Annotated in this window: 29 protein-coding genes; 23 read left to right on the top strand and 6 right to left on the bottom strand. The window is 58.9% G+C overall.

The window, feature by feature from the left end; all coding sequences use genetic code 11:
• The first annotated feature begins 1 nt into the window (after position 1).
• The 6 genes from DMO26_RS27765 to DMO26_RS27740 all read left to right on the top strand — a co-directional run bounded on the left by DMO26_RS27765 (position 2) and on the right by DMO26_RS27740 (position 4,024).
• Positions 2-592 carry a TetR/AcrR family transcriptional regulator gene (locus DMO26_RS27765; protein ID WP_117195566.1) on the top strand — a complete coding sequence of 197 codons (591 nt, stop codon included), beginning with the start codon at positions 2-4 and terminating at the stop codon, positions 590-592.
• Between the two features lie 69 nt (positions 593-661).
• Positions 662-1,288 (top strand): hypothetical protein, encoded by a 627-nt coding sequence (locus DMO26_RS27760; RefSeq protein ID WP_117195565.1) that lies wholly within the window; start codon positions 662-664, stop codon positions 1,286-1,288.
• 110 nt (positions 1,289-1,398) lie between these two features.
• Positions 1,399-2,253 carry a cytochrome b/b6 domain-containing protein gene (locus DMO26_RS27755; RefSeq protein ID WP_117195564.1) on the top strand — a complete coding sequence of 285 codons (855 nt, stop codon included), beginning with the start codon at positions 1,399-1,401 and terminating at the stop codon, positions 2,251-2,253.
• Positions 2,250-3,026 carry a molybdopterin-binding protein gene (locus DMO26_RS27750; protein WP_117195563.1) on the top strand — a complete coding sequence of 259 codons (777 nt, stop codon included), beginning with the start codon at positions 2,250-2,252 and terminating at the stop codon, positions 3,024-3,026. The genes DMO26_RS27755 and DMO26_RS27750 overlap by 4 nt, the downstream gene beginning before the upstream one ends.
• Positions 3,027-3,060: 34 nt before the next feature.
• On the top strand, positions 3,061-3,315 hold the full coding sequence (locus tag DMO26_RS27745) for a hypothetical protein (protein WP_226951439.1): 255 nt from the start codon (positions 3,061-3,063) through the stop codon (positions 3,313-3,315).
• Positions 3,316-3,439: 124 nt separating this feature from the next.
• A complete protein-coding gene (locus DMO26_RS27740) occupies positions 3,440-4,024 on the top strand; it encodes a DUF308 domain-containing protein (RefSeq protein ID WP_117195562.1) in 585 nt (194 codons plus the stop codon).
• A gap of 239 nt (positions 4,025-4,263) precedes the next feature.
• Here DMO26_RS27740 and DMO26_RS27730 read toward each other — a convergent pair whose 3' ends face one another.
• A complete protein-coding gene (locus DMO26_RS27730) occupies positions 4,264-5,127 on the bottom strand; it encodes a LysR family transcriptional regulator (RefSeq protein WP_117195561.1) in 864 nt (287 codons plus the stop codon).
• Positions 5,128-5,235: 108 nt separating this feature from the next.
• On the opposite strand from DMO26_RS27730, the gene DMO26_RS27725 reads away from it, so the two are divergent.
• The 7 genes from DMO26_RS27725 (at position 5,236) to DMO26_RS27695 (ending at position 10,711) form a co-directional block, all read left to right on the top strand.
• Entirely contained in the window at positions 5,236-6,060 is an 825-nt protein-coding gene (locus DMO26_RS27725) for an oxidoreductase (RefSeq protein WP_117195560.1), read from the top strand.
• A 48-nt stretch (positions 6,061-6,108) separates the two neighbouring features.
• Positions 6,109-6,957 (top strand): alpha/beta fold hydrolase, encoded by an 849-nt coding sequence (locus DMO26_RS27720; protein ID WP_117195559.1) that lies wholly within the window; start codon positions 6,109-6,111, stop codon positions 6,955-6,957.
• 66 nt (positions 6,958-7,023) lie between these two features.
• Positions 7,024-7,554, top strand: coding sequence for a VOC family protein (locus DMO26_RS27715; protein ID WP_117195558.1), 531 nt, complete (start codon positions 7,024-7,026; stop codon positions 7,552-7,554).
• Positions 7,551-8,285: a L,D-transpeptidase gene (locus tag DMO26_RS27710; protein WP_205421270.1), complete on the top strand. Its 735-nt coding sequence runs from the start codon at positions 7,551-7,553 to the stop codon at positions 8,283-8,285. Before DMO26_RS27715 ends, DMO26_RS27710 begins: the two co-directional genes overlap by 4 nt.
• Before the next feature lie 104 nt (positions 8,286-8,389).
• Entirely contained in the window at positions 8,390-9,148 is a 759-nt protein-coding gene (locus DMO26_RS27705; protein WP_117195557.1) for an alpha/beta fold hydrolase, read from the top strand.
• Between the two features lie 386 nt (positions 9,149-9,534).
• Entirely contained in the window at positions 9,535-10,182 is a 648-nt protein-coding gene (locus tag DMO26_RS27700) for a LysE family translocator (protein WP_117195597.1), read from the top strand.
• Positions 10,183-10,294: 112 nt separating this feature from the next.
• Entirely contained in the window at positions 10,295-10,711 is a 417-nt protein-coding gene (locus DMO26_RS27695) for a RidA family protein (protein ID WP_205421269.1), read from the top strand.
• A 423-nt stretch (positions 10,712-11,134) separates the two neighbouring features.
• On the opposite strand, the gene DMO26_RS27690 is transcribed toward DMO26_RS27695, so the two are convergent.
• Both DMO26_RS27690 and DMO26_RS27685 read right to left on the bottom strand, forming a co-directional pair.
• A complete protein-coding gene (locus DMO26_RS27690; protein WP_117195556.1) occupies positions 11,135-11,881 on the bottom strand; it encodes a pirin family protein in 747 nt (248 codons plus the stop codon).
• A 62-nt stretch (positions 11,882-11,943) separates the two neighbouring features.
• Positions 11,944-12,519 (bottom strand): isochorismatase family protein, encoded by a 576-nt coding sequence (locus DMO26_RS27685; protein WP_117195555.1) that lies wholly within the window; start codon positions 12,517-12,519, stop codon positions 11,944-11,946.
• A 137-nt stretch (positions 12,520-12,656) separates the two neighbouring features.
• Between DMO26_RS27685 and DMO26_RS27680 the strand changes: the two genes are divergently transcribed.
• Complete coding sequence (locus DMO26_RS27680; RefSeq protein WP_117195554.1) at positions 12,657-13,541, top strand: LysR family transcriptional regulator; 885 nt, start codon at positions 12,657-12,659, stop codon at positions 13,539-13,541.
• Between the two features lie 17 nt (positions 13,542-13,558).
• Here the strand turns inward: DMO26_RS27680 and DMO26_RS27675 are convergent, their stop codons facing one another.
• Positions 13,559-13,882 carry a winged helix-turn-helix transcriptional regulator gene (locus tag DMO26_RS27675; protein WP_117195553.1) on the bottom strand — a complete coding sequence of 108 codons (324 nt, stop codon included), beginning with the start codon at positions 13,880-13,882 and terminating at the stop codon, positions 13,559-13,561.
• A gap of 106 nt (positions 13,883-13,988) precedes the next feature.
• On the opposite strand from DMO26_RS27675, the gene DMO26_RS27670 reads away from it, so the two are divergent.
• Positions 13,989-14,984: an NADPH:quinone reductase gene (locus DMO26_RS27670; RefSeq protein ID WP_117195552.1), complete on the top strand. Its 996-nt coding sequence runs from the start codon at positions 13,989-13,991 to the stop codon at positions 14,982-14,984.
• A gap of 20 nt (positions 14,985-15,004) precedes the next feature.
• Here DMO26_RS27670 and DMO26_RS27665 read toward each other — a convergent pair whose 3' ends face one another.
• Positions 15,005-16,423 carry an aldehyde dehydrogenase family protein gene (locus DMO26_RS27665; protein WP_117195551.1) on the bottom strand — a complete coding sequence of 473 codons (1,419 nt, stop codon included), beginning with the start codon at positions 16,421-16,423 and terminating at the stop codon, positions 15,005-15,007.
• 99 nt (positions 16,424-16,522) lie between these two features.
• On the opposite strand from DMO26_RS27665, the gene DMO26_RS27660 reads away from it, so the two are divergent.
• From DMO26_RS27660 to DMO26_RS27625, 8 genes are all read left to right on the top strand, one after another.
• A complete protein-coding gene (locus tag DMO26_RS27660) occupies positions 16,523-17,425 on the top strand; it encodes a LysR family transcriptional regulator (RefSeq protein WP_162895082.1) in 903 nt (300 codons plus the stop codon).
• Between the two features lie 190 nt (positions 17,426-17,615).
• On the top strand, positions 17,616-18,227 hold the full coding sequence (locus tag DMO26_RS27655) for a glutathione S-transferase family protein (protein WP_117195549.1): 612 nt from the start codon (positions 17,616-17,618) through the stop codon (positions 18,225-18,227).
• Positions 18,228-18,286: 59 nt separating this feature from the next.
• Positions 18,287-20,344 (top strand): 2Fe-2S iron-sulfur cluster-binding protein, encoded by a 2,058-nt coding sequence (locus DMO26_RS27650; RefSeq protein WP_117195548.1) that lies wholly within the window; start codon positions 18,287-18,289, stop codon positions 20,342-20,344.
• A gap of 124 nt (positions 20,345-20,468) precedes the next feature.
• Positions 20,469-21,014 carry a carboxymuconolactone decarboxylase family protein gene (locus tag DMO26_RS27645; protein WP_117195547.1) on the top strand — a complete coding sequence of 182 codons (546 nt, stop codon included), beginning with the start codon at positions 20,469-20,471 and terminating at the stop codon, positions 21,012-21,014.
• A gap of 76 nt (positions 21,015-21,090) precedes the next feature.
• Positions 21,091-21,555, top strand: coding sequence for a nuclear transport factor 2 family protein (locus DMO26_RS27640; protein WP_117195546.1), 465 nt, complete (start codon positions 21,091-21,093; stop codon positions 21,553-21,555).
• 24 nt (positions 21,556-21,579) lie between these two features.
• A complete protein-coding gene (locus DMO26_RS27635; protein WP_117195545.1) occupies positions 21,580-21,921 on the top strand; it encodes a hypothetical protein in 342 nt (113 codons plus the stop codon).
• A gap of 33 nt (positions 21,922-21,954) precedes the next feature.
• A complete protein-coding gene (locus DMO26_RS27630; protein WP_117195544.1) occupies positions 21,955-22,845 on the top strand; it encodes a LysR family transcriptional regulator in 891 nt (296 codons plus the stop codon).
• A gap of 336 nt (positions 22,846-23,181) precedes the next feature.
• A complete protein-coding gene (locus DMO26_RS27625; protein ID WP_117195543.1) occupies positions 23,182-24,153 on the top strand; it encodes an alpha/beta fold hydrolase in 972 nt (323 codons plus the stop codon).
• A 341-nt stretch (positions 24,154-24,494) separates the two neighbouring features.
• Here the strand turns inward: DMO26_RS27625 and DMO26_RS27620 are convergent, their stop codons facing one another.
• Positions 24,495-24,899 carry a VOC family protein gene (locus DMO26_RS27620; RefSeq protein ID WP_117195542.1) on the bottom strand — a complete coding sequence of 135 codons (405 nt, stop codon included), beginning with the start codon at positions 24,897-24,899 and terminating at the stop codon, positions 24,495-24,497.
• Positions 24,900-24,934 lie beyond the last annotated feature (35 nt).

Raw genomic sequence — 24,934 nt, 5'->3', positions numbered from 1 at the left:
TATGAGCAATCTTTCAACCACCTCCGACGACATCCTGGCTTCTGCCCGAACCCTCATCATGAATGGGGGCTACAATGGATTCAGCTACGCCGATATCTCGGAGATTGTCGGTATCCGCAAGGCCAGCATTCACCATCATTTTCCAAGCAAGGTCGATTTGGTGCGTGAGCTGGTCAAGCGGTATCGGGAGGATGGACAGGCAAGCGTGGCAGTTCTTGAGCAGAAGGTTCCGAATGCTCTGGACATCCTCAAGGCTTATGCAAACCACTGGGCTGCATGCATTGAGGATTCCAGCAGACCCTACTGTGTCTGTGCTATGCTTGCCAGTGAACTGCCGTCCCTGCCGCCGGAGGTGGCAAAGGAGGTTACGGCATTCTTTGACTTCATATCTTCGTGGCTGACCTCAGTCATGGAGCGTGGCACCAACGAAGGCGCGCTGAACCTCACCAGCGCCCCTCATGTCGAAGCTGAAACGTTTCTGGCGACGGTATATGGGGCGATGCTTTCGGCGAGAGCTTACGGGAAACCGGAAGTTTTCCCGATGATACTCGAACCGGCTCTCAATCGGCTCACTCCCACTGTCTCTCACTAATCCTGCGGGAGCCCATCTCCTCAGGAATAATCGCGTCCCGCGAAACTACCAACTAGTAGGAAGATGATAATGAAAAATGCTTTGTCTACCTTAGCTCTCGGCCTGACGATCGCCCTTTCCATGATAACGCTGGCGCCGCCCGCTCATGCCGAGGATAAGAAATCCGCGCCGATCCATGTCCGCGGCAGCATCGTGGCCTATACGGGATCAACACTCAAGGTGAAGACCCGCGAGGGTGAGACTGTCGATGTTGCGCTTGCCGACGACTGGAAGGTCGCCGGCGTCGCGGAAGCCAAGGTCACCGATATCAAGCCTGGTGATTTTGTCGGCATTGCATCCTTGCCAAAGGCTGGCGGTGGCGATGGCGCGCTTGAGGTTCTGATCTTTCCGCCGGCCATGAAGGGCACAGGTGAGGGTAGCTATGGCTGGGATCTCAAGCCCGAAAGCAGCATGACGAATGCAACGGTCGCAGATGCCGTCAAGGACGTTGATGGCCGAACCGTCACCGTGACCTACCACGGCAAGGAAAAGAAGATCGCCATACCGGATGGGACACCCGTCGTGACCATCGCTGCTGCAACCAAGGACGATCTCGTTTCCGGCGCCGTTGTCTTCATCACTGCCGAAAAGACTGCGACCGGCCCAATCGCCCATCAGGTGGTTGTCGGCAAAAATGGCGTGGTTCCCCCCATGTGAGGACCCCGCCGTCACTGGCCGGAGCAGCCGCCTTACTGCTTCGGTCGGTGACTACCGAGCGATGCTGCGTGATCTGCAGCCATCATGTGCAACAGATGAAAGACGTTGAGATGAGCGCAGAAGTTTCCAATGATAATATACACCATCCCCGGACGGTCTTCATCCGACGCCACTCAATTGTTACACGGCTCACGCATTGGCTGAACGTGCTCTGCCTGAGCTTTCTTCTGTTGAGCGGGCTGCAGATCTTCAACGCCCACCCAGAGCTTTATTGGGGTCATTATGGCGCGAACGGCGACCCCGCCGTTCTGACGATCGGCTCCGAAGACGATGCAGGCACCCCAAGCGGCTTCTTGCGTGTCGCAGGAGTACAAATTCCTACTACTGGCGTGCTTGGCGTTTCCAATGTTGATGGAGAGCAGACTGCGCGAGCTTTCCCGTCCTGGTCAACCATCCCTTCGTTTCAGGATCTGGCGGCTGGACGTCGCTGGCATTTCTCTTTCGCTTGGTTGTTTGTGATCAATGGCATTCTCTACCTGGGATTCAGCCTGCTGAGCGGACATTTCAGGCGAGACCTGGCGCCAATGGCGCATGAACTCTCACCTCGCCATCTCGGCCGTGAAATACTCGACCACGCTCGGCTGCGCTTTCCGAAAGGGGAGGAGGCCAAGCACTACAATGCGCTTCAAAAGCTCACTTATCTGGCTGTCATTGTCGTCCTTCTCCCTCTCATGGTTTTGACAGGCCTGACCATGTCACCGGGCGTCGACGCCGCTCTTCCTGCCCTGGTCGATATCTTCGGCGGACGCCAATCGGCGCGTACGATCCACTTCATCACCGCATCGGCCCTGGTTCTCTTCGTCATCGTGCATGTGGCGATGGTCGTCCTGTCGGGGACTTGGAACAATATCCGCTCGATGATCACCGGACGTTACGCCATCCACGAGGAAGGACCGAATGCATGAGCACGTTTCTCACCAGACGCCGCTTTCTGATCGGCGGAACACTTGGCGCCAGTGCTTTGACCCTTTCCGGATGTGATCTGCTGGACCAAAACGCGGACATCGCCAATGTCCTTCGATCGGCCGAGGAACTGACCATGAAGGCCCAGAGGCTGCTTCAGGGGCGTGATGCCTTGGCACGTGAGTTCGATGAGAAAGATATCTCGCCATCCTTTCGCGTCAATGGAACGAGTGCTCCTGACAGTGAGGAATATGCGGAACTGCTGGAAGGCAAGTTTGCAAACTGGCGGCTGAAGATCGACGGCCTTGTCGATCGACCTCGGGAATTCTCTCTCGCGGATCTGAAGGCGCTTTCCTCCCGCACACAGATCACCCGCCACGACTGCGTGGAAGGCTGGAGTGCCATCGGCAAATGGACTGGCGTTCCGCTTGCCAGCCTGTTGGGTTTGACCGGGCTCAAGCCGACGGCGCGCTATGTCGTGCTGCATTGTGCGGACGAGCTCGAAAAGACGCTCGATGGAAGCGGCCGCTACTACGAGAGCATCGATCTCATCGACGCGGTTCATCCGCAGACCATCCTTGCCTACCAGATGAACGGCCAGGATCTCAGCGTCGGCCATGGCGCCCCATTGCGTCTGAGGGTCGAGCGGCAGCTCGGTTACAAACAGGCGAAGTACATCATGCGCATTGAGCTGGTCGATAGCTTCGCTGGCCTATGGGGCGGCAACGGCGGTTATTGGGAAGACCGTGGCTACGAATGGTACGCCGGCATCTGAGGCGTTTACCCGGTTAATCAAAGGATCACGGTTCATGAGCAGACGCCAAGTTCAAAAAGTAATGCCCATCTCCGCAACCGCTTCTTCGCCACCGGTTGCGGTTGGACAAACCAACTCGATCTTCTCGGATCCCGACGGTCGATGGGTCGCAAAGCGGCAGGGGGAGATCAACGAGGCATTCGAGAAGCGCATGCGCTTGCAGAGCGATCAGGACACTGATTTAGCGACTCCGGCGGACGAGGGCGCGCAGAACGTCGAGCCCTTAGAGAAGCCAGCTGCAAAACTCTAGGGCGAAAGCGACCGAATTGGTCGATTTGAGTGGGCCGAGAATACCGCATTTGGAAAACAGGTCGGCTTCTTCTGACCAGTCTCATTTTACCAAATCTCATCATTCAAGAAAGTGGAAAAGAACAATGGCAAACAATCAGACCTCCCTTGGCGCGAGCGCCAACGAGCAATGGCTCAAGCAGTATTACTTCACCAGAGCCGCCTTCTCAGTGCTGTGGGTCGCGGCTGCATTGACTGCCGGACGGCATTCCTTTGCGGTGGCTGCCGCACTGCTGGTTGTTTATCCCGCTTGGGATGCGATCGCGAACGTCATCGATGCCGCCAGGAGCGGCGGTCTTGCCGCTAACCGTAGCCAAGCGATCAATGTCGCAGCGAGCTCTGTCATGACTCTTGCCGTGATCCTTGCGCTGACAATGAACATGAACTGGGTTCTCGGCGCCTTCGGTCTGTGGGCGATCTTTTCGGGGTTGTTGCAGCTTGGGGCTGCTGTGCGGCGCTGGAAGACGAGTGGAGGTCAGTGGGCAATGATTTTGAGCGGTGGACAATCCGCTGTGGCCGGCGCGCTGTTCATCTTTCAAGCGCAAATGCCGCAGGAGCCTTCTATCTCCACGGTCGCGGGATACGCTGGCGTCGGGGCATTCTATTTTCTGGTTTCGGCAATATCGCTGACAATCGCCCTGTCGCGTCGCAGCACGCATCCCGTTTCATAAGCTCTACCTGGTGCCAATGAAACCGCCTGGAAGGAGCTAAAATGATAAGCATCGCCAACGATATTGGCCTCAGTCGGCACTTTGTCGAAGGGCTGATGAGAATGATCGTGGGTGCTGTGGTGGAGCGGCACAGGGAGATTACGGCCGAGAAGCAAAGTGTCTGCCGGGCCTACCCCTACCGCAGCGGCGAATGTGGTCGGTCGGCAGGGAGAGTTACAATTCTTTGGTCCTTTGGCGGCTTACCATCCAGGGGCATTTGTGAGGTGGTTCGAGACGGTCGAGATAAACGCCCGAAGACGTTGAAGACGTCGCAGGTCCCGGTGATATCCCATCCAGATGTCTCGCGCCGGCGGGAGCTTAGGTAGTTCCAGTCTGCGGATACCCGGTATCTGATTGCCCACTACACGGGGCAGGACGGCAATCCCGACGCCCTGCTTGCACATTCGCCCCTGGACGTTTCGGTTGTTTGATCGCAGGACGGGTCTCGCGTTCGGGAAGCTCTCGATGAGCCACGCGATATCGGGGAATTGCCCGGTCGACGTATCGTGGGTGATCAGCCGGAAGCCGGTCCCGTCGCCATATTTCGGATCAGGCGACTCCTCGGCGATGTAGACGCCGTATTCGAGCCTGAAGAGCCGCCGTTGAATGACATCGGCAGTGTCGAACGGAACGATGCGAAAGGCAACGTCGGCCTCCCTTTGAGCGAGGTTGAACAGGCGAGTGCCGGTTAGGATCTCGACGTCTACATTGGGGTAGGCTTTCGAGAAATCGGCCAGGATGGGAGGCAGGACATAGGCCCCGAACCAGTCCGCTGATGAAATGCGCAGATTGCCTCTGAGGTTTTGCTCCTGCCCGGCGAGCCGGCGTTCCATGCCCAGCGCGCCTTCTTCCATCTGCTCTGCCAGGGCGATGATCCCATGGCCCTCTTCTGTCAGCACGAGACCGTCCGCGGTCCGCTGAAAGAGCGTGTGGCCGATCGCCTCCTCAAGGGCACGCAGCCGTCTGCCGACCGTCGGATGGCTCGTATGAAGTGCACGCGCAGCGCCGCCGAGGGTGCCGGATCGCGCAATCGCAAGGAAGATTTTTACGTCACTCCATTCCACGGTCTGGCCCTTACAAAAGTGAACATTGAAAATACAAAACTGTCACTTAAAGTACAAATATAAACATCTAGATTCAACTCATACTTCGAAAACAAGCGGAGAAACGTCATGAAAACCTGGCTCATCACAGGATGCTCAAGTGGCTTTGGACAACGGCTCGCGCTCTCTGCGGCTCAGCGGGGCGATCAGGTTGTCGCCACTGCCCGCAACGTCAACTCGATCGAAGAAATGGCTCGGCCATTCGATGGCCGTATGATCACCCTGCCGCTCGACGTGACGGATGCGGCGGCGGCCGAGGCTGCGGTCGCAAAGGCGGTCGAGACATTCGGCGGCTTTAATGTGCTCGTGAACAATGCCGGCTACGGTCTGTTCGGCGCGATAGAGGAAGGCACGCCTGAAGAATACCGGCCCATGTTCGAGGTGAACGTCTTCGGCCTGATCGAAACCACCAGAGCAGCCCTACCAGTTCTGCGACGTTCGGGCGGAACGATCGTCAACATGTCGTCGGGCGCAGGTATCGCGGGTAGCGGCGGGGCCGGATATTACAATGCCGCCAAGTTTGCGGTTGAAGGGATTTCCGAGGCGCTTGCCGGCGAGCTGAAACCATTTGGCGTCCGCGTGATTGTCGTCGAGCCGGGGCCTTTTCGCACCGATTTCCTTGGCCGTTCGATCACGATGGCGGCTAAAGAAATGCCCGAATACGTCGCGAGTTCGCGCAGGCATTATCGCGAAACTAATAACGGCGTTCAGGCGGGTGATCCCGCTAAGGCTGTTGCAGTGATCCTGCAGGCAGTCGATGCGAATGATGCTCCGCTTCATCTGCCGCTCGGTCCCGCCGCGCATTCGATCGCTGAGCGAAAGCTGGCTTCCTTCCGCAGCGATATCGACACCTGGCGCGATATCTCGATCGCGACCGATTTCGATCAGCCCTGATCTGGCAGCTAGCTCTGCTTGGACGTCACATCGATTGGAAAAGTCATCATGATCGCAACCTTGCAAGGTTTTACCCAGCAACTGGTGCCGGTGAATGGCATCAAGATCAATGCCGTCACGGGCGGCTCCGGTCCCCCGATCCTTCTGCTTCACGGTTGGCCGGAAACATGGTGGGAATGGCACTACGTCATGCCGCTGCTGGCCGAGCATTTCAGCGTGGTGGCGATCGATCTGCGGGGCGCCGGCTTTTCCGACTGCCCGCTTGACGGCTATGACAAGGCGACGATGGCGCGCGACGCGCACGAGGTCATGGTCTCCCTTGGGCATGAACGCTATGCAGTATGCGGCCATGACATTGGCGGCATGGTGGCTTTGCCACAGGCCGCCATCTATCGGGACGCTGTTACTCACCTGGCTGTCCTCGATGTTCCACTTCCTGGCTGGAGCCTGTGGGAAGCAACGACGGCAAAGATCTGGCACTTCGCCTTCCACATGAACCGTGACCTGCCGGAACGACTGATCCATGGCCGTGAGTACGATTATATCTCGGCCTTCATGGCAGAACGGTTCTACGATCACAGCACCTTCAATCCTGAAGACATTGAGATCTACGCCAAAGCGATGGCACTTCCTGGCCACACACGCGGTGGCATGGAATGGTATCGCACCCTCGCTGCCGACCATGCGGCCGCGCTCGAGTACAAGAAGCAACCGCTCCGGATTCCGGTTTTAGGTCTCGGCGGGGAGCAGCGTTTCGGTGCTCATATGGTCCCGATGCTCAAGGAGTTCGCCACAGATGTTACGGGCGGCCCGATTGCCCGCTGCAGTCACTATGTGGCGGACGAGCGCCCGGATGAAGTGGCCGCTGCTCTCATCGATTTCCTCAAGGCCAAGTGAAACTTCGCGATCCGGGCGAATTCCGCCCGATCACGTTCATCGATTCAACAAGAAAGGAAAACTGTCATGACCGCATCTCAAATTCGTGGCGTCAATCACATCGGCATCACGGTGCCTGACATCGAAGCGGCAAAATCGTTCCTGGTGGAAGCCTTTGGCGGCCAAGTGATCTACCAATCGTTCGGACCGCAGGATCCGGCCAGGCAGGGACCCGAGTTCGAGCGGTCCACTGGTGCTTACCCGGGAACGCTCGTGCGTGCGCAAGCGATGGTCAAGATCGGAACCGGACCGGATATCGAGCTCTTCGAAATGCATGGCCCGGAGCAAGCTCAGCCCGTTCGAGCGAGCGACTTCGGCATTACGCACTTTGGTGTCTACACCGACGACATCGACGCATCGGTAGAGCGCTTTGAGAAGGCTGGCGGAACAGCCCTCACGGCACCACGCGCTATTCCCTACGCAACCGAAAAAGGTCTTGGAAACAAGGTTTGCTACTGCCGCATGCCATGGGGTACGACCATCGAGTTTATCACCACGCCTGATCGCATGGCCTATCATGACCAGACGGATCTGCGCAGATGGCAGGACGAGGAATGAGCGTGAGCTTTGATACCTCGTTATCCCGCCGCAACCTCCTGTCGCTTTCGGCGATGGCTGCGGCCTCGGCCCTGGCAGGATGGGTCTCCACCGCCGGCACGGGCCGGATGGTGGGGCGACAGTCGACGCCTCTCCAGGATCCGATCGGCCCTGTCCACGTCGCTCCTACGCCAACAGATGCCGAACTGGCTGTCATGTACGGTCCTATCGAGGATGGCGGCTTTCTGATCCCGGCGGTTCCCTACAAGCAGATCGATCCGCGCTACTATCGCCAGCAGGTCCTCGACCCGACTGGCGAGGCGCCCGGCACGATCGTCGTCGACACCCCCTCCCGCTTCCTCTATCTCGTCCAGCCGGGCGGGACCGCGATGCGCTATGGTGTCGGGATCGGGCGCGATGGCTTTGCCTGGCAGGGCAACGGCATCATTCAGTGGCGTCAGAAATGGCCGCGTTGGAAGCCGCCGAACGAGATGGTTGCCCGCCAGCCGGAATTGGCCAAATATTCGATCGAGAATGGCGGCATGGAGCCGGGCCTGAAAAATCCGCTTGGTGCGCGAGCGCTCTACATCTTCTCCGGCGGCCAGGACACACTCTACCGTCTGCACGGCAATCCGCAATGGCGCTCGATTGGCAAGGCCGTTTCGTCAGGCTGTGTGCGCCTGCTCAACCAGGACATTATCGACCTCTATGAACGCGTGCCGATCAAGGCGCCAATGGTCGTCAAGCAGTAAGCGCAGGCGATCATATCCGTCCCTCCTTGGACCAGGAGAGACATGTCCTTCAGCGCTTTCAAAGCCTCCGCAATCCACGCACAAAACTCAAGGAACTACCGACCATGTCGAACTTCAGTAAAGCGGCCGTTGGCCTCATTGCCGCGCTTTTGTCTTCTGCTGTCCTAACAGCCCCAGCCTTAGCGGACGCGCGCAACATCGTGCTTGTCCATGGCGCGCTCGTGGATGGTTCGGGCTGGCGCGGCGTTTATGAAATCCTGACCCGCGACGGCTATCATGTCAGCATCGTCCAGCAGCCGCTGACAAGCCTGGATCAGGACGTTGCAGCCACGAAGAGCGTGCTTGATCAGCAGGACGGGGACGTCGTTCTCGTCGGTCACAGCTATGGGGGCACGATCATCACGGCAGCAGGTGATGATCCCAAGGTCAAGGCACTTGTCTATGTTGCGGCACTGCAGCCCGAAAAGGGCGAAAGCACCGCACAACTGCTCCAATCGATGCCGTCACCCACCAACGATATCAAGCCGACGAAGGATGGCTTCCTGCTTATCGACCCGGCGAAGTTCGCGGCTGATTTCGGGGCGGATCTGCCCAAGGAACAGGGCGAGTTTATGGCCCGGTCTCAGATGCCTGTCGCCGTCGCGGCCACCAGTGCGCCGGTGTCTATTGCCGCCTGGCACGACAAGCCTAGCTACGGGATTGTTGCGAAGGACGACATGACGATCAATCCGGACCTTGAGCGCTGGATGTACAAGCGCGCCGGTTCAACTGTGACGGAGACCGACGGTAGTCACGCTATTTATATCTCGCAGGCGGCTGCAGTTGCGAAGGTTATCGAGGAGGCCGCGGAAGCTGTCGACTGACAGAAAAGGACCGCGGTAACTCTGCAAATTCACTAGCTACAACGTTTTGCGAGTTTGGACTCGTGCCTTGGCAGTGACGTGATCGCTGCACCAAGGACAAACGTTGTCATCAGAGGGGTCCCGCGATCCAACATCGCGCTTTAAAGCCTGGTGTCGTCGCGGGCCTTCAATGCAGATCGCCATGGAAGGTACAGCAGGAGCGCACTCCGATGATTGTAGAATGTCTCAACTTTTCAGCCTCGTTGAAACGGTGCTCTACATCTCTGTTGCCCGGGAGCACTGTGCCCGATAACTCTGTCTCGACTCGAACTCCTTCGTATGATCCAGGCCGGAAAACGGCCGGATGCAGTACGCTCTAATTGTGCCCAAACCGCAAGGTCGTTACCATGTCCATCCCTCTGCATCAGTACTTCATATTTATCTCTATCGTTACCATGATCGTGGTGACACCGGGACCCAACCTTGCTTTGCTCCTAACCAATTCGCCGAGCAACACGAAGCTGACCGGCTTCGGGATGGTATTGGGGTTCGCCGCAGCCATCGTTTCTCATGCCACGTTGGCACTTGTTGGAGTGGGGGCGGTGATCGCAGCTTCGGCAATCTTGTTCACAGTGATGAAACTGTTGGGCGCAGCCTATCTCATCTGGCTGGGGATTAAATCTCTCTTGTCGCTGCGCGGTCTGGATGCATCTGTCATAAATCCAAGCCGGGTTCCAATGAGCCTGACAGCTCCGAAAGCCTTCGTTCGCGGATATCTCAGCAACTTCCTCAATCCCAAACCGGCGATCTTTTACGTTGCAGTCTTCCCCCAATTCTTGGAGGGCCACCAACAGGATGTGCTTGCAAATGGCGCCGCGCTTGCACTCACACATGCTCTGATCGCTGTAGGTTTTTACGGCGTAGTTGTCCTCCTTGTCGGCAGCGTGACTGGTTTTCTCAATCGCCCGCACATCGCCAGAAGGATCAAAACGATCTCCGGAGCGGCTTTGATTTTGCTAGGCGGTCGCTTGTTATTGGCAAAGAGCCCTGCCTGATCGTCTCAACCTAATCCGGGGCTAACGCGGCTTCAACACAACGACCGCCTCGCGTCAATGCATTCACTTAGCTAACTTGGCTCGGCCTATTCGGACGAAGAAAGGATCATTTGTGAATCGCAAAATTATCGTGCCGCTGGCAATGAAGCCCATTGTGGAGCGGGCAGGCTATGTCCCTGCAGTACGCGTCGAAAACCTGGTTTTCTGCGCGGGGCAGGTTGGACGTGATGCCAACATGAATGTCATCAACGACCCAGAGAAGCAATTCGAGGCGTGTTGCGACAACTTAGCTACCGTTTTGTCGGCGGCAGGTTGCAGCTTCGAAGATGTTGTCGAAATGACTACGTATCATGTCGGATTGCAGCAGCATATGCATACCTTTCGCAAGGTAAAGGACCGGATTTTCCCCCGCGGAACATGCGCGTGGACTTGCATTGGCGTCTCTGAACTTGCCCATCCCGGTCTTCTTGTGGAAATCAAAGTTGTGGCAGCTACACCTTCACACCCGTTGCAACAGAGCGGTAGTTGAGGCCCGCCGAAGTCCTGGAGTGCTCAAATTGGACTGGACAGCTGGTGTAGAAGACATAACAAGACGACGCAGCTGGTGGACGACCAGCCGCGGTTTGTATCGCTAATGGCGCGGCTGCGACAGGTGTGTGTGCTCACCATAATGTTCCTTGGTCGGCTGGAATTAGCGGTTCCATAATTAACGGTCACGCTCCAGCCTACGCTCCGCTTGCATGAAGCCATTGGACTTTCTATCGCTTGACGAACCAACGCGTGGGCAGATGGTTCGATTCCGCTCAAGGCGTGTGTAGCGCGACATTCTCGATACGGATGCCGAGCGGCGCGAGCCGCTGATGCGAGGCCTTCCATAAACCCCACACACGAACTTCGTTGAAGGTTCGACGCCAAAGACTGCCAGTGAGCAGTGACTGAGGCGCTCTTAGTCTTAGGCAGGCCGCCTTTGGTTCCCGCTGAACATGCCGCCGCGATAGACGTCCGCCATAAGATCGAACGAGAACAGCACGACGTCGGATGCCGACAGCGCGCTGATTTCGAAATCGCCATTGGACGTAAATGCGCTTTCTCCCTCAGAGACCAACTCGCCCGCGATGGAGACCTTTCCACTGTAGACGTAAAGCAAGGTGTTTCTTCGAGCTTCCTTGGCCGGCAGCCGCAGATGGACCCCTCCAGCAATACGGGCGTCAAAGACGCGGACGTCAGATCTGACCTTCAACGGTGCACCGCTCAGTCCGGCAATAAGCCGCCAGCGATCGACGCTGTCTTCCTCCGTGAACTCATGGAACTGAACCATCGGCTCCAGATCGGGGGCGTTCGGTCGCAGAAATATCTGCAGTGCTTTCACGGGGTCGTCACCAAGCATCAGCTCTTCATGCTGAAACGTATGCCCGGCGTTCATCAACATGAAATGCGTCTTGTCGAGCTTCGTCTCGTTTCCGACCGTGTCGCGATGGAGCATCTCGCCACCACGAATATAGGTCAGGATTTCGTCGTCCTTGTGCGGGTGCATGCCGATGAGATGACCCGGCTGAACCTGGGCACGGTCGATCCTGCCGATCGGGCCAATACCGGTGTCGTCCGACGTCAGCGTCAGGCCGGGATAGAGGATCTCGACGCCGAAGCCATGGGCGAAGTCGCCGCGCATCTGGCCCGCGGGAATCTTGGTGATGGTCATTATATTGTTCCTTTCATCCGGGCGCGGGCTCTCCCGCCCGCGCCGAAGACGGCTATGTGCGTTCAATGGTAGTTCAGGATGCCGACCAGCTTCTGACCGAGCGGGCTCGTCCAGTCGACGGCGAGCTCGGAAATGATCTGGTCGACGGTGGTGATGATCGCGCCGGCCTTCTCCATGCGGCGCAGGGCGATATCGTCACCGTATTTGGTGTAGGACGCGGATGCGTCGGCCGAGACCTGGACCTCGTAGCCTTCGTCCAGCATCTGCAGGACCGGAAAAGTGACACAGATCTCGGTCGTCACGCCGGCGACGAACAGCTTCTTGCGACCGGTCGCTTTGACCGCCTGATTGAAGCCGTCGTGGTGCATGGCGTTGACGATGCCGGGGCGCTTGATCCGAGCTTCGAACGCTTCGGGCAGGATGGCTTTGAGTTCCGGCAGCAACGGACCCTGGATCTGGTTTTCCATGCTGGAGGTCAGGATCGTCGGGATGTTGGCGGCCTTGGCAATGTGGGCAAGCTTCAGCGCGTTCTGCTTGACCAGGTTGATGTCATGCGAGTGCGTCCAGGCCATGGTGCCGATCTGGTGATCGATCAGAAGCATTGCGGAATTCTCGGGGTTAAATACGTCCTTATGCATTGATGTGTTCCTTTTTCTGTCGGCGGGGTTGGTGAAGCTCGTTTCGATCCGCTCGATGACTGGAATTTAGCGTTGCGATCAGCGGTACGGTAGCTCTATGATTGGCCACTCTGTCGAACGAAAAATGGAACACTGGGATGATCAGCTTCGAGGACATGCAGACCTTCGTGGAGGTCGCGGACGGCGGTGGCATTACGGTGGCCGCCCGGCGTCTCGGCCTGCCGAAGTCGATCGTCAGTCGGCGGCTTGTCCGGCTTGAAAGCGAGCTTGGCGTTCAGCTTCTGGCACGGACGACCAGAGGCGCATCCCTCACCGAAGCTGGCGCCACCTTTCGCGAGCATGCCGCCCGCATGTGTCTTGAAATGGACGTGGCGCGCGAGGAGATGCTTCCAACCGGAGAGCTGCGAGGACGCCTTCGCGTGGCGGTCCCCTCGTCCTTCGGTCCTGGGCACTTCGCCCCGGCACTGGCCGAGCTCGCCCGCCTGCATCCGCTCCTGCAGCTCCACGCGCATTACAGCGACCGCTACGTCGATCTGGTGGCGGAAGGCTTCGACTGCGGCATCCGCGTCGGCTACCTGCAGGATTCGAACCTGACCGCGCGCAAGATTGGCACCTTTGCGGCAGGCCTTTTTGCAAACCCGGAGTATCTGCGTGTCCACGGCGTTCCACAGAAGCCGTCAGATCTTCTCGACCATCAGGCCATCTTGCAGGGGACCGAAAGCTGGAGGGTTTCCGACGGCACCCGGACCGTGGTCGTCAGCGCTCAGGGACGGTTCAAGGCCGACAGCGCTGCGGGCATCGCCGAAGGGACGGCGGCGGGGCTGGGCGTGGCAGCGCTACCCGTGGTGATCGCTCAGAATTACCTGGAAGCCGGAACCCTTGTGCCGATCATGACGGACTACAGCCTGCCAGAAATTGGGGTCTACATCGTGCGCCCGCCTGGGTCACACGTGTCGCGGAAGGTCCGGGTTCTGATCGACTTCTTCGTCGAGAGGTTCTCCGCAAACGCGGTGGCTGGCTAGAGCAACGAAGGCTAGTATTACGTGGCCGAGCGCCGCTCCTGGAACGCGACGCCCCAGTCGCGCATGGCTATCAGCACGGGTGCCAGAGTCTGCCCGAAGGGCGTCAGAGAGTATTCAACGCGCGGCGGAACCTCTGCGAAGACTTCGCGGGCGACGATCCCGTCGGCTTCGAGTTCGCGGAGCTGCATCGTCAGCGAACGCTGGCTCGGGTCACCGACAAGCCGGCGCAACTCGCCGAACCGTCGAGGCCCGTCCAGCAGCCGGTAAATGATCATTGGCTTCCATTTTCCCCCCGTAACGTCGACGGTGGTTTCGACAGGGCACTTCTGGCCAGAAGTCATTACATGCTCCAATAGTGTATTTTCTATATCTATAGGCAAAATTGTTGCCTACTTGCAAGTTCGCCTGTGTCGCGTCAGTTGGAAGCAGTATATTCAGAGGTGCGTCATGCGAGCTGCTTTCTACGACCGACAAGGCCCTGCAAAGGAGGTGCTCGCCGTCGGCGAGCTCCCCGATCCGCAGCCGGGAGCGGGAGAGGTCCGGGTGAGGGTGGTCGCGTCAGGCATCAATCCCTCCGACATCAAGACGAGAACCGGATTTGGCGGCAAGGCCATGCCGTTTCCACGGATCGTGCCGCATCAGGACGGCGCGGGCGTCATCGACGCCGTCGGTCCCGGCGTGCATCTGTCGCGCGTCGGCGAGCGCGTCTGGATCTACATGGGCCAATGGGGTCGTGCGTTCGGTACTGCGGCGGAATTTGTCGTCGTGCCCTCCGTGCAGGCCGTCAGGCTGGCCGACAACGCATCCTTCGAGATCGCAGCGGCGCTCGGCGTTCCAGCGATGACAGCGCATCGCTGCCTCTTCGCCGACGGAGACCTGCGCGGCAAGCGAGTCCTCGTCCAAGGAGGAGCAGGCGCCGTCGGCAATGCAGCGATCCTTCTTGCGAAGTGGGCGGGGGCATGGGTGGCGGCGACGGTGAGCCGTGAGCAGCAAGCGGAGGTCGCGCGTGCGGCGGGCGCCGATCTTGTCGTCAACAGGCGCGAGGAAAATGTCGCTGCGGCCGTCCGATCAGCCACCGGCGGCAATGGCGTCGATCGCATCGTAGACGTCGATATCTCCGCCAACATCGACGTAGCAATCGCCTCTCTCGCCCGCGACGGTGTCGTGTCGGCCTATTCGACGGAATCGCCAGATGCGAAGCTGACGATTCCGTTCTTCCCGGCGCTGCTGGGCGGCTTCTCGTTCCGTTTCGTCTATGTCTACACCATGCCGGAATCCGCGATGAGGCAGGCAGCCGATGAGGTTTCGGCCTGTGCCGCATCGGGGGTATATGCTCCGCTGATCGCGAAGACATATGCGCTTGACGAAGTGGCCGAGGCACACGAGTTGCAGGAGAGCGGGAAAGCTGTCGGTAAGATTCTCCTCCGAATCCAGAACGCGTGATGCGATCCCATCAAGCTAGCTTATGAGGCGATGACGGCTTTCGGCTCCAGGAACGCCTCGAGGCCGAACACGCCATACTCGCGACCGATACCCGACTGCTTGAACCCACCAAAAGGAGCGAGAGGTTCATGGGGGGCGCCGTTGACGACGACGCGGCCGGACTCCAGGCGATCCGCAAGCGCCTGCATGCGCGCGACATCGGTGCCATGCAGGTAGGCCTGAAGTCCATACGGCGTGTCGTTGGCGATGGACACGGCTTCGTCCTCGTCTCGATAACTGATTACCGACAGGACCGGCCCGAATATCTCCTCGCGCGCGATACGCATCTGGTTGTTGACGTGAGTGAATATGGTTGGCTTCGTGAACCAGCCTCGCTCCAATCCGGCAGGCCGTCCGAGACCACCCGTCAGGAGGCAGGCGCCCTGTCGTGTCCCCAGCTCGATATAGGACTGGACCCGGTCGTACTGCTTTTGACTAACCATCGGTCCGATCATTGCGTCCGGATCGTCGGGGGCGCCGATCTTGAATGTCTCGATCTCCTGTTTCAACCTGGCCAGAACCTCGTCGAGCCGATGGCTCGGTACCAGAATACGAGTGCCGGCAATGCAGGCCTGGCCGCTGTTGATAAAGCCCATCCGCAGGACGGCGGGTATTGTAACGTCCAGATCGGCGTCGTCGAGAATGATGTTCGGACCCTTGCCGCCGAGTTCAAGCGTGACGCGCTTGAAGGTATCGGCCGCGCTGCGCAGGATCTCCCTGCCGACCGCGGTGGAACCCGTGAAGGTCACCTTGGCGATATCCGGATGCCGGCTGAGCTCTGCGCCGACAATGCTGCCAAACCCGTTGACGATGTTGAACACGCCCTTCGGTAAACCCGCTTCATGAAGGCACTCGGTAAGGATCTGTGTCTGCGTTGCGCTCATTTCGCTGGGCTTGATGACGATGGTCGTGCCGGCGGCGATGGCGGTTGCGAGCTTCGAGGTGATGAAGCCGATATTGCTGTTCCACGGCGTGATAGCGGCGGCAACGCCGGAGGGCTGCATGACGACGCGGGCCCGGCCCATCTGTCTCTCGAAGTCATAGTCCTCCAGAACCTTCGCCATGGTCAGAAAGCTTGAAGCAGCGTGGGGAATAGCGAACCGGGTAAAGGTCTGAGGAGCGCCATATTCGAGCGCCATCGCTTGCGTCAGGTCGGAGACGCGCGCGGCGACGGCTGCGTTCAAACGCTTAAGCATCTCGACACGCTCGGCCTTCGTCGTCCGTGAGAACGCCGGGAAGGCGCGTTTCGCGGCGGCGATAGCCTCATGGGCATCTTCGATGCCGCCAAGCCTGACTGTGCCGATCTTCTCCTCTGTCGACGGATTGTAGAGATCGGCGGTCTCCGATCCCTTCGGTGTGACGAAGCTTCCATCGATATAAACCTTGTCGATGATGCGCATCTCAAACTCCTTTTGGCTGTTCCGTCATATCTGGCGCTTCGACACTGTCCTGATAAGCTGGTTAAACATGCTCAGACTGATAGGAGATTACGGACAATGATGCGCGGCTCACTTGCTGAACTTGAGGCTGTCCTCGCCGTCGCCTCACAAGGCGGGTTTCGCGCGGCGGCTCGCGAGCTCGGCATCTCGTCGTCATCGCTCAGCCAGCAGATCGCTACGCTGGAGTCCCGCATGGGCGTCAGGCTGTTCAACCGCTCGACCCGTAGCGTGGTGCTGTCAGCCGCGGGAGAGCAGTTCGTCGCAACTGTGGGCCCGGCGCTGGAGGCGATCCGCAACGCCGTCGAGCATCTCGATGAACATCGGACTGAAGCTACAGGCACTTTACGGATCAATACATCCATCGGCGCCACTCGTATGATCCTGACGCCGCTGATCCTGGAGTACATGCGCCGGAACCCGCAGATGGGGGTGGAGATCGTCACGGAGGGTGCGCTGGTCGATGTCAACGCAAAGGGTTTTGACGCCGGGATCAGGATCCGAGAAGCCGTTTCTCCCGACATGGTGGTCGTCCCGATCGGCGACAGCATCCGACCGGCCATTGTCGGGTCGACCGATTACTTCCGCCGCTATGGAAAGCCGGAGGTCCCGGCAGAGCTCCAAAACCACTTGTGCATTCGTGCACGAATGGCGAGCGGAACCATCTATCGCTGGGAGTTCGAGCGGCGAGGCGAGAGCTTCGCGCTCGACGTTCCCGGCAGGCTCGTGCTCGACGATAGCGATCTGATGCTCCGGGCCGCGCGTGAGGGGGCGGGGCTAGCCTACCTGAGTGAGTGGCAGGTCGAAGATGATCTTGCTGCCGGTAAGCTGGAGCAGGTTCTTGCTGACTGGACCCCGCCTTATCCCGGCTTATGTCTCTACTACCCCGGAAGGCGCAATCTGCCGGCGAAGCTTCGCCAGCTCGTCGACTTGATAAAGGAACTGCGGACAACCGGAACGATGTGAGCCGCTGTTCAGCTTGGGAGATCGCCCGACGGGATGGATGCGAAGTTCACCTTTCATCCTGGCGCTACCGAACTATTCCGCTCAGCGTAACAGTCCAGTGCCGAACATGAGTATTCAGCCGCGCGGTTGCGCATTGCATCCTGTGTTCACGGATCGGGAACGAGCCCGGCCTTCAATCAGGAGCGATCACATGAAACTTTATCACCACCCGCTGTCAGGTCACGCGCACCGCGCCCGGCTCTTCCTTTCTCTGGTCGGGCTCCCCCACGAGCTGGTCGAAGTCGATCTGAAATCTGGCGCCCACAAGCAGCCCGACTTCCTTAAGATGAACCCCTTCGGGCAGGTCCCGGTGCTGGCGGATGGCGATGTCTTCATTTCCGATTCCAACGCGATCCTGGTCTACCTCGCCAAGAAGTCGGGCAAGACGGAATGGCTCCCGGAAGATGCAAAAGGGGCCGCCGACGTTCAGCGCTGGCTCTCGGTTGCAGCCGGTGAAATTGCTTACGGTCCGGCAGCTGCGCGTCTGGTGACGGTCTTCGGCGCCAAGTTCAACCCAGAAGAAGTTATCGGCCGGGCACATACCATCCTTGGCCGGATCGAGAGCCATCTGCAAGGGCGCGAATGGCTGGTGGGCAACCGTCCGACCATCGCCGACGTCGCGGTCTACAGCTATGTCGCACGGGCCCCAGAGGGCAACGTCGACCTCAGCGCCTATCCGTCCGTGAATGCCCTGCTGCGCCGGGTCGAGCAACTTCCGGGCTTCGTCGATTTCGTCAAAACGCCGGCCGGTCTTGCCGCCTGAGCCTGGACAGGGCGTGCGGCACCTCGCACGCTCTTCGCCTCTTTTTCTGGAGAACAGAGATGTCCGTGAAGCTTACAAGATTGCCGACGTGGCATGAAGGCGAGACCTTTATTCAGGAAAAGCTCGGCGTAAAGGAACGCATGGCCTCCGTCGGCCAGCGTGTCGTTCGCGATTTCATGCCGGACCAGCACCGTGACTTCTACGCCCAACTCCCCTTCATCGTTCTCGGGAGCGTCGATCAAGCAGGTGACGCCTGGGCGACCGTTATCGAAGGCCAGCCGGGGTTCATGTCGTCGCCTTCGCCTGCCATCCTAGACATCCTCGCAAGCCGAGATCCCAGCGACCCGGCAAGCGAAGGACTGGCGGACGGCTTGCCGATCGGTCTTCTCGGGATCGAGATGCACACACGCCGCCGCAACCGTATGAACGGCTTTGTCTCGACGATCGATGGCGGTTTCCGCGTCGATGTCGACCAGAGCTTTGGAAATTGTCCGCGTTACATTCAGCTGCGCGACTTTACATTCGAACGCCAGCCCGAGACTTCGTTTCAAGGTGAGGTTGAGGAACTGCCCGCCCTCGATGACGAGGCGCGCGCGATCATTCGGGAAGCCGACGCCTTCTTTGTCGCGTCCTACGTTGATCGCGAGGACCGGCGCCAGGTGGATGTGTCCCACCGGGGCGGCAATGCGGGGTTTGTCCGCGTTGGTGACGATGGCGTCATGACGATCCCGGATTTCGATGGCAATCTCTTCTTTGCAACGTTGGGCAACATCCTGATGAACGGAAAGGCAGGACTTCTGTTCGTGGATTTCAACACCGGCGATATGCTGCAGATGACGGGCAAAGCCGAAGTCATATTCGACTCCCCCGAGATCGCCGCTTTCCAGGGGGCAGAGCGGTTCTGGACATTCAAGTCGACACGGATCGTACGTCGCCGCAATGCACTGGCGTTGAGATGGGCTTTTCAGAAGGACGGCTGGTCGCCGAGTTCCCTGATGACAGGCAGCTGGAGCCAAGCGGCCGACCGTCTCCGCGCCGCAGAGTTTGCCAAGAGCTGGCGGCCAATGACCGTCACCGCGATCGTTGATGAAAGCGCGACGATCAAGTCTTTCCACCTCCAGCCAGGCGATGGCGCAGGGCTACTCCCGCACGCGGCCGGTCAGCATCTGCCCATCCGCATAAAGCTGCCCGGCGAAAATAAGGCGGTCATTCGCACCTACACGCTCTCGGTCGCGCCGTCCGACGGGATCTACCGCATCAGCGTCAAGCGCGATGGTCAGGTATCTCAGTTCCTCCATGATCGCATCGCCGTTGGCGATGTCATCGAGGCGCGCGCGCCGGCCGGCCACTTCAGCATAGACGCGCGTTCAACCCGTCCGGCGGTGCTTCTTGCAGGCGGCGTCGGCATTACGCCGATGCTCGCGATGCTCCGTCATATCGTTTACGAGGGGCTCCGCAAGCAGCGCGTCCGCCCGGTGACGTTATTCCATGCGTCCCGTTCCAAGGCCGATAGGCCGTTCGATCAGGAGATCGGGGAACTGGTCGGTGCGGCCAAGGGCGCCGTGCGGCTGGTCAGGATCCTCAGTGACACCACGGATGCCGAAGAGGGCAGGGATTTCGATGCCGCAGGGCGGATCGATATGGCGATGCTGACGCGGTTCCTTCCCTTCAACGACTACGATTTCTATCTCTGCGGGCCTCCCCAGTTCACACAAGGCCTCTATGACGGACTGAGGGCTCTCAACATTGCTGACGATCGCATTCAGGCTGAAGCCTTCGGTCCGTCGTCGCTGGTCCGCACAGGGCAACCCACACCAGCCCTGATGTCTCCTGTCGCGCAGCCGTCCGAAAAACCTGTGCCCGTCGTGTTCACGAATTCCCTGAAAGAGGCACGGTGGACACCTGGTTCCGGCACTCTCCTGGAACTTGCCGAAGCGCGTGGCGTCGAGCCTGAGTTCAGTTGTCGGGAAGGAAACTGCGGGACGTGCCGGACGAAGCTCGTCAAGGGTGCTGTCGCTTACGTCAAGCAGCCCACCGCGAAGGTCGACGCCGACGAAGTGCTCCTCTGCTGCGCCGTCCCTGCTGAGCAGGAAGGCGGCCTGCAGCTCGCTGTCTAAGGGCCGATTGCTGCGTCCGACGTAATGGACCCTTGTTCCCTTTCGATGTTCAGCAAGCCGCCCCACCAGGTCATATTCAATCCCAAGGGAGCGACGTCTCCCTCAACCAAAAAAGGAGAATACAATGTCACGCATTTCTACCCCGGCAACGATCGACGACGCTCCGGAAGCCTCTCGTCCGATCCTCGAGACCATCCAGAAGCAGATCGGCTCCGTCCCCAACATCTTTCGTCTGGTTTCCAACAGCCCCGCAGCGCTGTCGGGCTTGACGTCGCTCCAGGGCGCACTTGGCAAGGGAAAGTTGCCGCCGGCCACCCGCGAACGCATCGCCCTCGCCATGGCTGAAGCAAACGGCTGTGACTATTGCTTGTCCGCCCACACCTTCACCGGCAGGAAGTTCGCCAAGCTCGACGAAAGTGAAATCGTTGCCAACCGAAACGGCACATCCAACGATCCTAAGGCAGCGGCCGCTGTCGAGTTCGCCCGGGCTCTGACGGTCGCTCGCGGGTCCGTCGCGCCAGCCGAAATCGCCAAGGTTCGCGATGCCGGCTACAGCGATGCCGAGATCGTCGAGATCATCGCCCATGTGGCTCTCAACACCTTTACGAACTACGTGAACGAGGCCCTCGACACCGAGATCGACTTCCCCCGCATTGACACTGCTGCCTAAGGCCAAGCCTGGAGGCGGCGCAAGACTTACCGCCTCCCGCCCCGCGGTCAGAAATCATCCCGAGAGGAATTTTACCATGTCCCGTCCACCGCTTCCCCCATTCACCAGAGAGAGCGCGATTGAAAAGGTCCGTCTTGCAGAGGATGGCTGGAACAGCCGCGATCCCGCCAAAGTGGCGCTTGCCTATACGCTCGATACCCGTTGGCGCAATCGCGCCGAGTTCGCGAAGAACCGGGCCGAGGCCGAGGCTTTCCTGACCCGCAAGTGGAATAAGGAGCTCGACTACCGCCTGATCAAGGAACTCTGGGCCTTCACCGGCAATCGTATTGCCGTCCGATACGCCTACGAATATCGCGATGACAGCGGCCAGTGGTTCCGTGCCTATGGCAACGAGAACTGGGAGTTTGCCGAGGATGGCCTTATGCGGGAACGTCATGCAAGCATCAACGAACACCCGATCGCTGAAGTCGATCGCAAGTTTCGTTGGCCGCTGGGCCGCCGCCCGGACGACCATCCTGGCCTGAGTGATTTCGGCTTTTAGACGGCTGAGCCAGGAGATGGAAAAATGGCCGGCTCGTCAATCGGTGCTCGCATAAGGCTTTCAATAGAGCTTGCTCTCACGGGAGCCAACGCGAGCAAATCGCTGCTGGCGAAACAAGAAGAAGCCGGTCGTGCCCTTGGCATGACAGGCGCAGAGATGGATGTTGCCAGGCAAGGTTCCAGCTTCGATTTCGAGACTTCGGTCGCGGTCTCGCTTGCTTTGAATGCCTGTCGGGAGACGCACCAGCGCGCCCTGCGCGCCGGTCTTTCCGAGGAAGCCTGCGCGGAGATAGAATTCATCTCGCAGGCTTGCCGTTCTCAATCGGATGATCCCGTGCCTCTTGAGGCTTCGTTTTTAAGCCCCTAAGGTCTTGGAATTTCGACCGGTTCGGGGGAATGGATGGATCGCTGGCAAGCAATGAGGATCTTTGTAAAGGTCGCCGAAACCGAAAGTTTCGCGGACACCGCACGCCAGATGTTCATGAGCGCACCGGCTGTCACACGTGCCGTTGCCTCGCTCGAAGATCTTATTGGTGCGCGCCTACTCGTGCGAACCACCCGCTCGGTGAAGATGACCGAAGCAGGCGTTCGCTATTTTGAAGATTGTCGCCGGATCCTCGCCGATATCGCAGAAGCAGAGGCGGCTGCCGGCGGTTCCTACGCCACGCCGACAGGGACTCTCTCCATAACCGCGTCCGCGCTGTTCGGCCAGATGTACGTTCTTCCGATCGTGACAAGCTATCTCGACACCTATTCGACCATGAGAGCGAAGACGCTATTCATCGATCGACCGGTCAACATCGTCGAGGAAGGGATCGACGTCGCGGTGCGTATCGGTCATCTTCCGGATTCCAATCTCTCGGCCGTCAAGGTCGGAAGTGTTCGTCGCGTCATGTGCGGTTCTCCGAAGTACTTCGAGCGCTACGGCGTTCCGAACTCGCCAACCGATCTGAAGGACCACCGCATCGCAGCATCGACCGCAGCCTGGGCTTCACCTGAGTGGAAGTTTCGCGACGATCTGCGAGTATCCGTGGATGCAGCTTTACAATGCAACACCAACGAAGCGGCGATACAGTCTGCGCGCGAGGGATGGGGCCTGACCAGGGTTCTCAACTACCAGATTGGCCCAGCGCTCGTTGCTGGAGAGCTACAGATCATCCTCAGTGAATTCGAAGAACCACCTTTACCCATACACATCCTTCATCCGGAGGGTCGGCACGCTCCAGCAAAGGTTCGCACTTTCGTCGATATGGCTGCAGCAAGGCTGCGCGAGAACCGCTTTTTCAATTAGCCCTTCAATATCACCGAGCTAGGCCTAAGCTCGTGGAGCGAACTGCGTCCGCCCGCCGTCTCTTTGCGCGGGATTGCCGTTTGACCAGACAACATCCGTGGCCAAGAAGCGCAATAGTCGTACCGTAAGTCGATCCCTAGCTGCGATCCGTCGGTGGGCGTTAAACAACGCCGATACTACCGTAGCGATTCATCCAAATGGCCGACCGCCTAGCCACACTCATACCATCAGATGTAATAATCCCTTGTCGAATACGAACGTTCTCCTTCCAGGCCGAACGAGCGATGTTGGCTGCGGGCAACAAGCCGCCCACAACCACTCCTGAGGAGAGCTACAATGTCTCGCACTCTTGCCGCCCTGCTTTTCGCATCCGCCAGCATCTTTGTTACAACCCCCGCAAGCATGGTGTTCGCCGAAACGCCGGCGATTTCCCAGCAGGCATCTGCAACGGTTCACTATCGCTCCGTGAAAATCGACGGCGTCAACGTGTTCTATCGCGAAGCCGGTCCGGCCGACGGCGCCGTCGTCGTCCTGCTTCACGGCTTCCCGACATCGTCGCACATGTTCCGCAACCTGATCCCGCTGCTCGCTGACCGCTACCGCGTCATCGCTCCTGACTATCCGGGCTTCGGTCAGAGCGATGCGCCCGATCACACCAAGTTCGAGTATTCCTTCGGCCACTATGCCGATATCATCGATACGCTGCTGACCAAGCTCGGTGCTACCAAATATTCGATGTATCTCATGGATTATGGCGCACCCGTTGGCTACCGGCTGGCGCTCAAGCATCCGGATCGCATCACCGGAATGATCGTCCAGAACGGCAATGCTTATGACGAAGGCATCCGGGATTTCTGGAACCCGATCCGCGCCTACTGGAAATCAGGGGCAACCAAGGACCGGGAAGCGCTCTCGGTGCTCGTTGCACCGGAGACAACCAAGTTTCAATATACCGATGGCGTTAAGGATCTGACGCGCATCAGCCCCGATAACTGGGTCCACGACCAGGCACTGCTCGACCGGCCAGGGAACAAGGATATCCAGCTCGATCTGTTCTACGATTACCGCACCAACCTGCCGCTCTATCCGCAGTTCCAGGCATTCTTCCGCGACCGTAAGCCGCCGACGCTGATCGTCTGGGGCAAGAACGACAAGATCTTCCCGGAAGAGGGCGCGCATCCCTATCTTCGCGATCTTCCCGAAGCAGAGTTCCATCTCCTTGATACAGGCCACTTTGCGCTTGAAGACAAGCTAGACGAGATGGCTCCGCTGATCAGGAGCTTCCTGGATCGCAAGATTGCAAAGTGAAAACGGAGTGAGGCTCCCGCACCGGCTGAGAACAGTTCGGGAAGCCTCCTCCACAAGCCTCTCTTCATGGGCAGCCATTTGTTCTATACGCTTGCCGCATCTCTCCTCCCGCGGCAGGCGTTTTGGTTTGCCTTGAGATGGAAATATTGGTCATCATTACCGTCGGCTCTGGTTTGGCGATCGCAGGGACAGGTCGTCGGTTCAGATCCCATCAAGCGCGCTGGGACCGACTAAAATGCGGGTGGCGCCACCACGATGCGGTGCTTGTTGGGTATACGTCTGCCGCAGGACAGAGCAGGTAGCGGGCGTGAGACAACCAACAGAGTTTTGAAAGTAACTTCTCAAAGTCGACCGTCGTTGTATTCGATCAGATCCCAGAGATTGCCATAAAGGTCCTTGAACACGGCCACGACGCCGTAATCTGCTTGTGCCGGCTCGCGCACAAATTGAACGCCCTTCGCGGTGAATGCGCGATAGTCCCGCCAAAAATCGTCGGTTCTTAGGAACAGGAAGACGCGGCCGCCTGCCTGGTTGCCGAGCCACTGCGTCTGATGAACGTTCGATGCGCGAGCGAGCAAGATCGAGCATCCCTGGGCTCCAGCCGGTCGAACGACCACCCAGCGTTTGTCCTGCGCCGGCTGATACGTGTCTTCGACAAGATCAAAGCCAAGCTTCCCTACGAAGAAGGCGATTGCCTCGTCGTATTCTCGAACGAGTAAAGCGACATGCGTGAGGGACTGGGACATGAGGTTCTGGTAATAAGTGGAAGTGGCACTTCTCC

It is taken from the genome of Rhizobium terrae, assembly GCF_003425685.1.
Classification (GTDB): Bacteria; Pseudomonadota; Alphaproteobacteria; order Rhizobiales; family Rhizobiaceae; genus Neorhizobium; species Neorhizobium terrae.
This window is presented reverse-complemented; position numbering and strand designations above follow the sequence as displayed.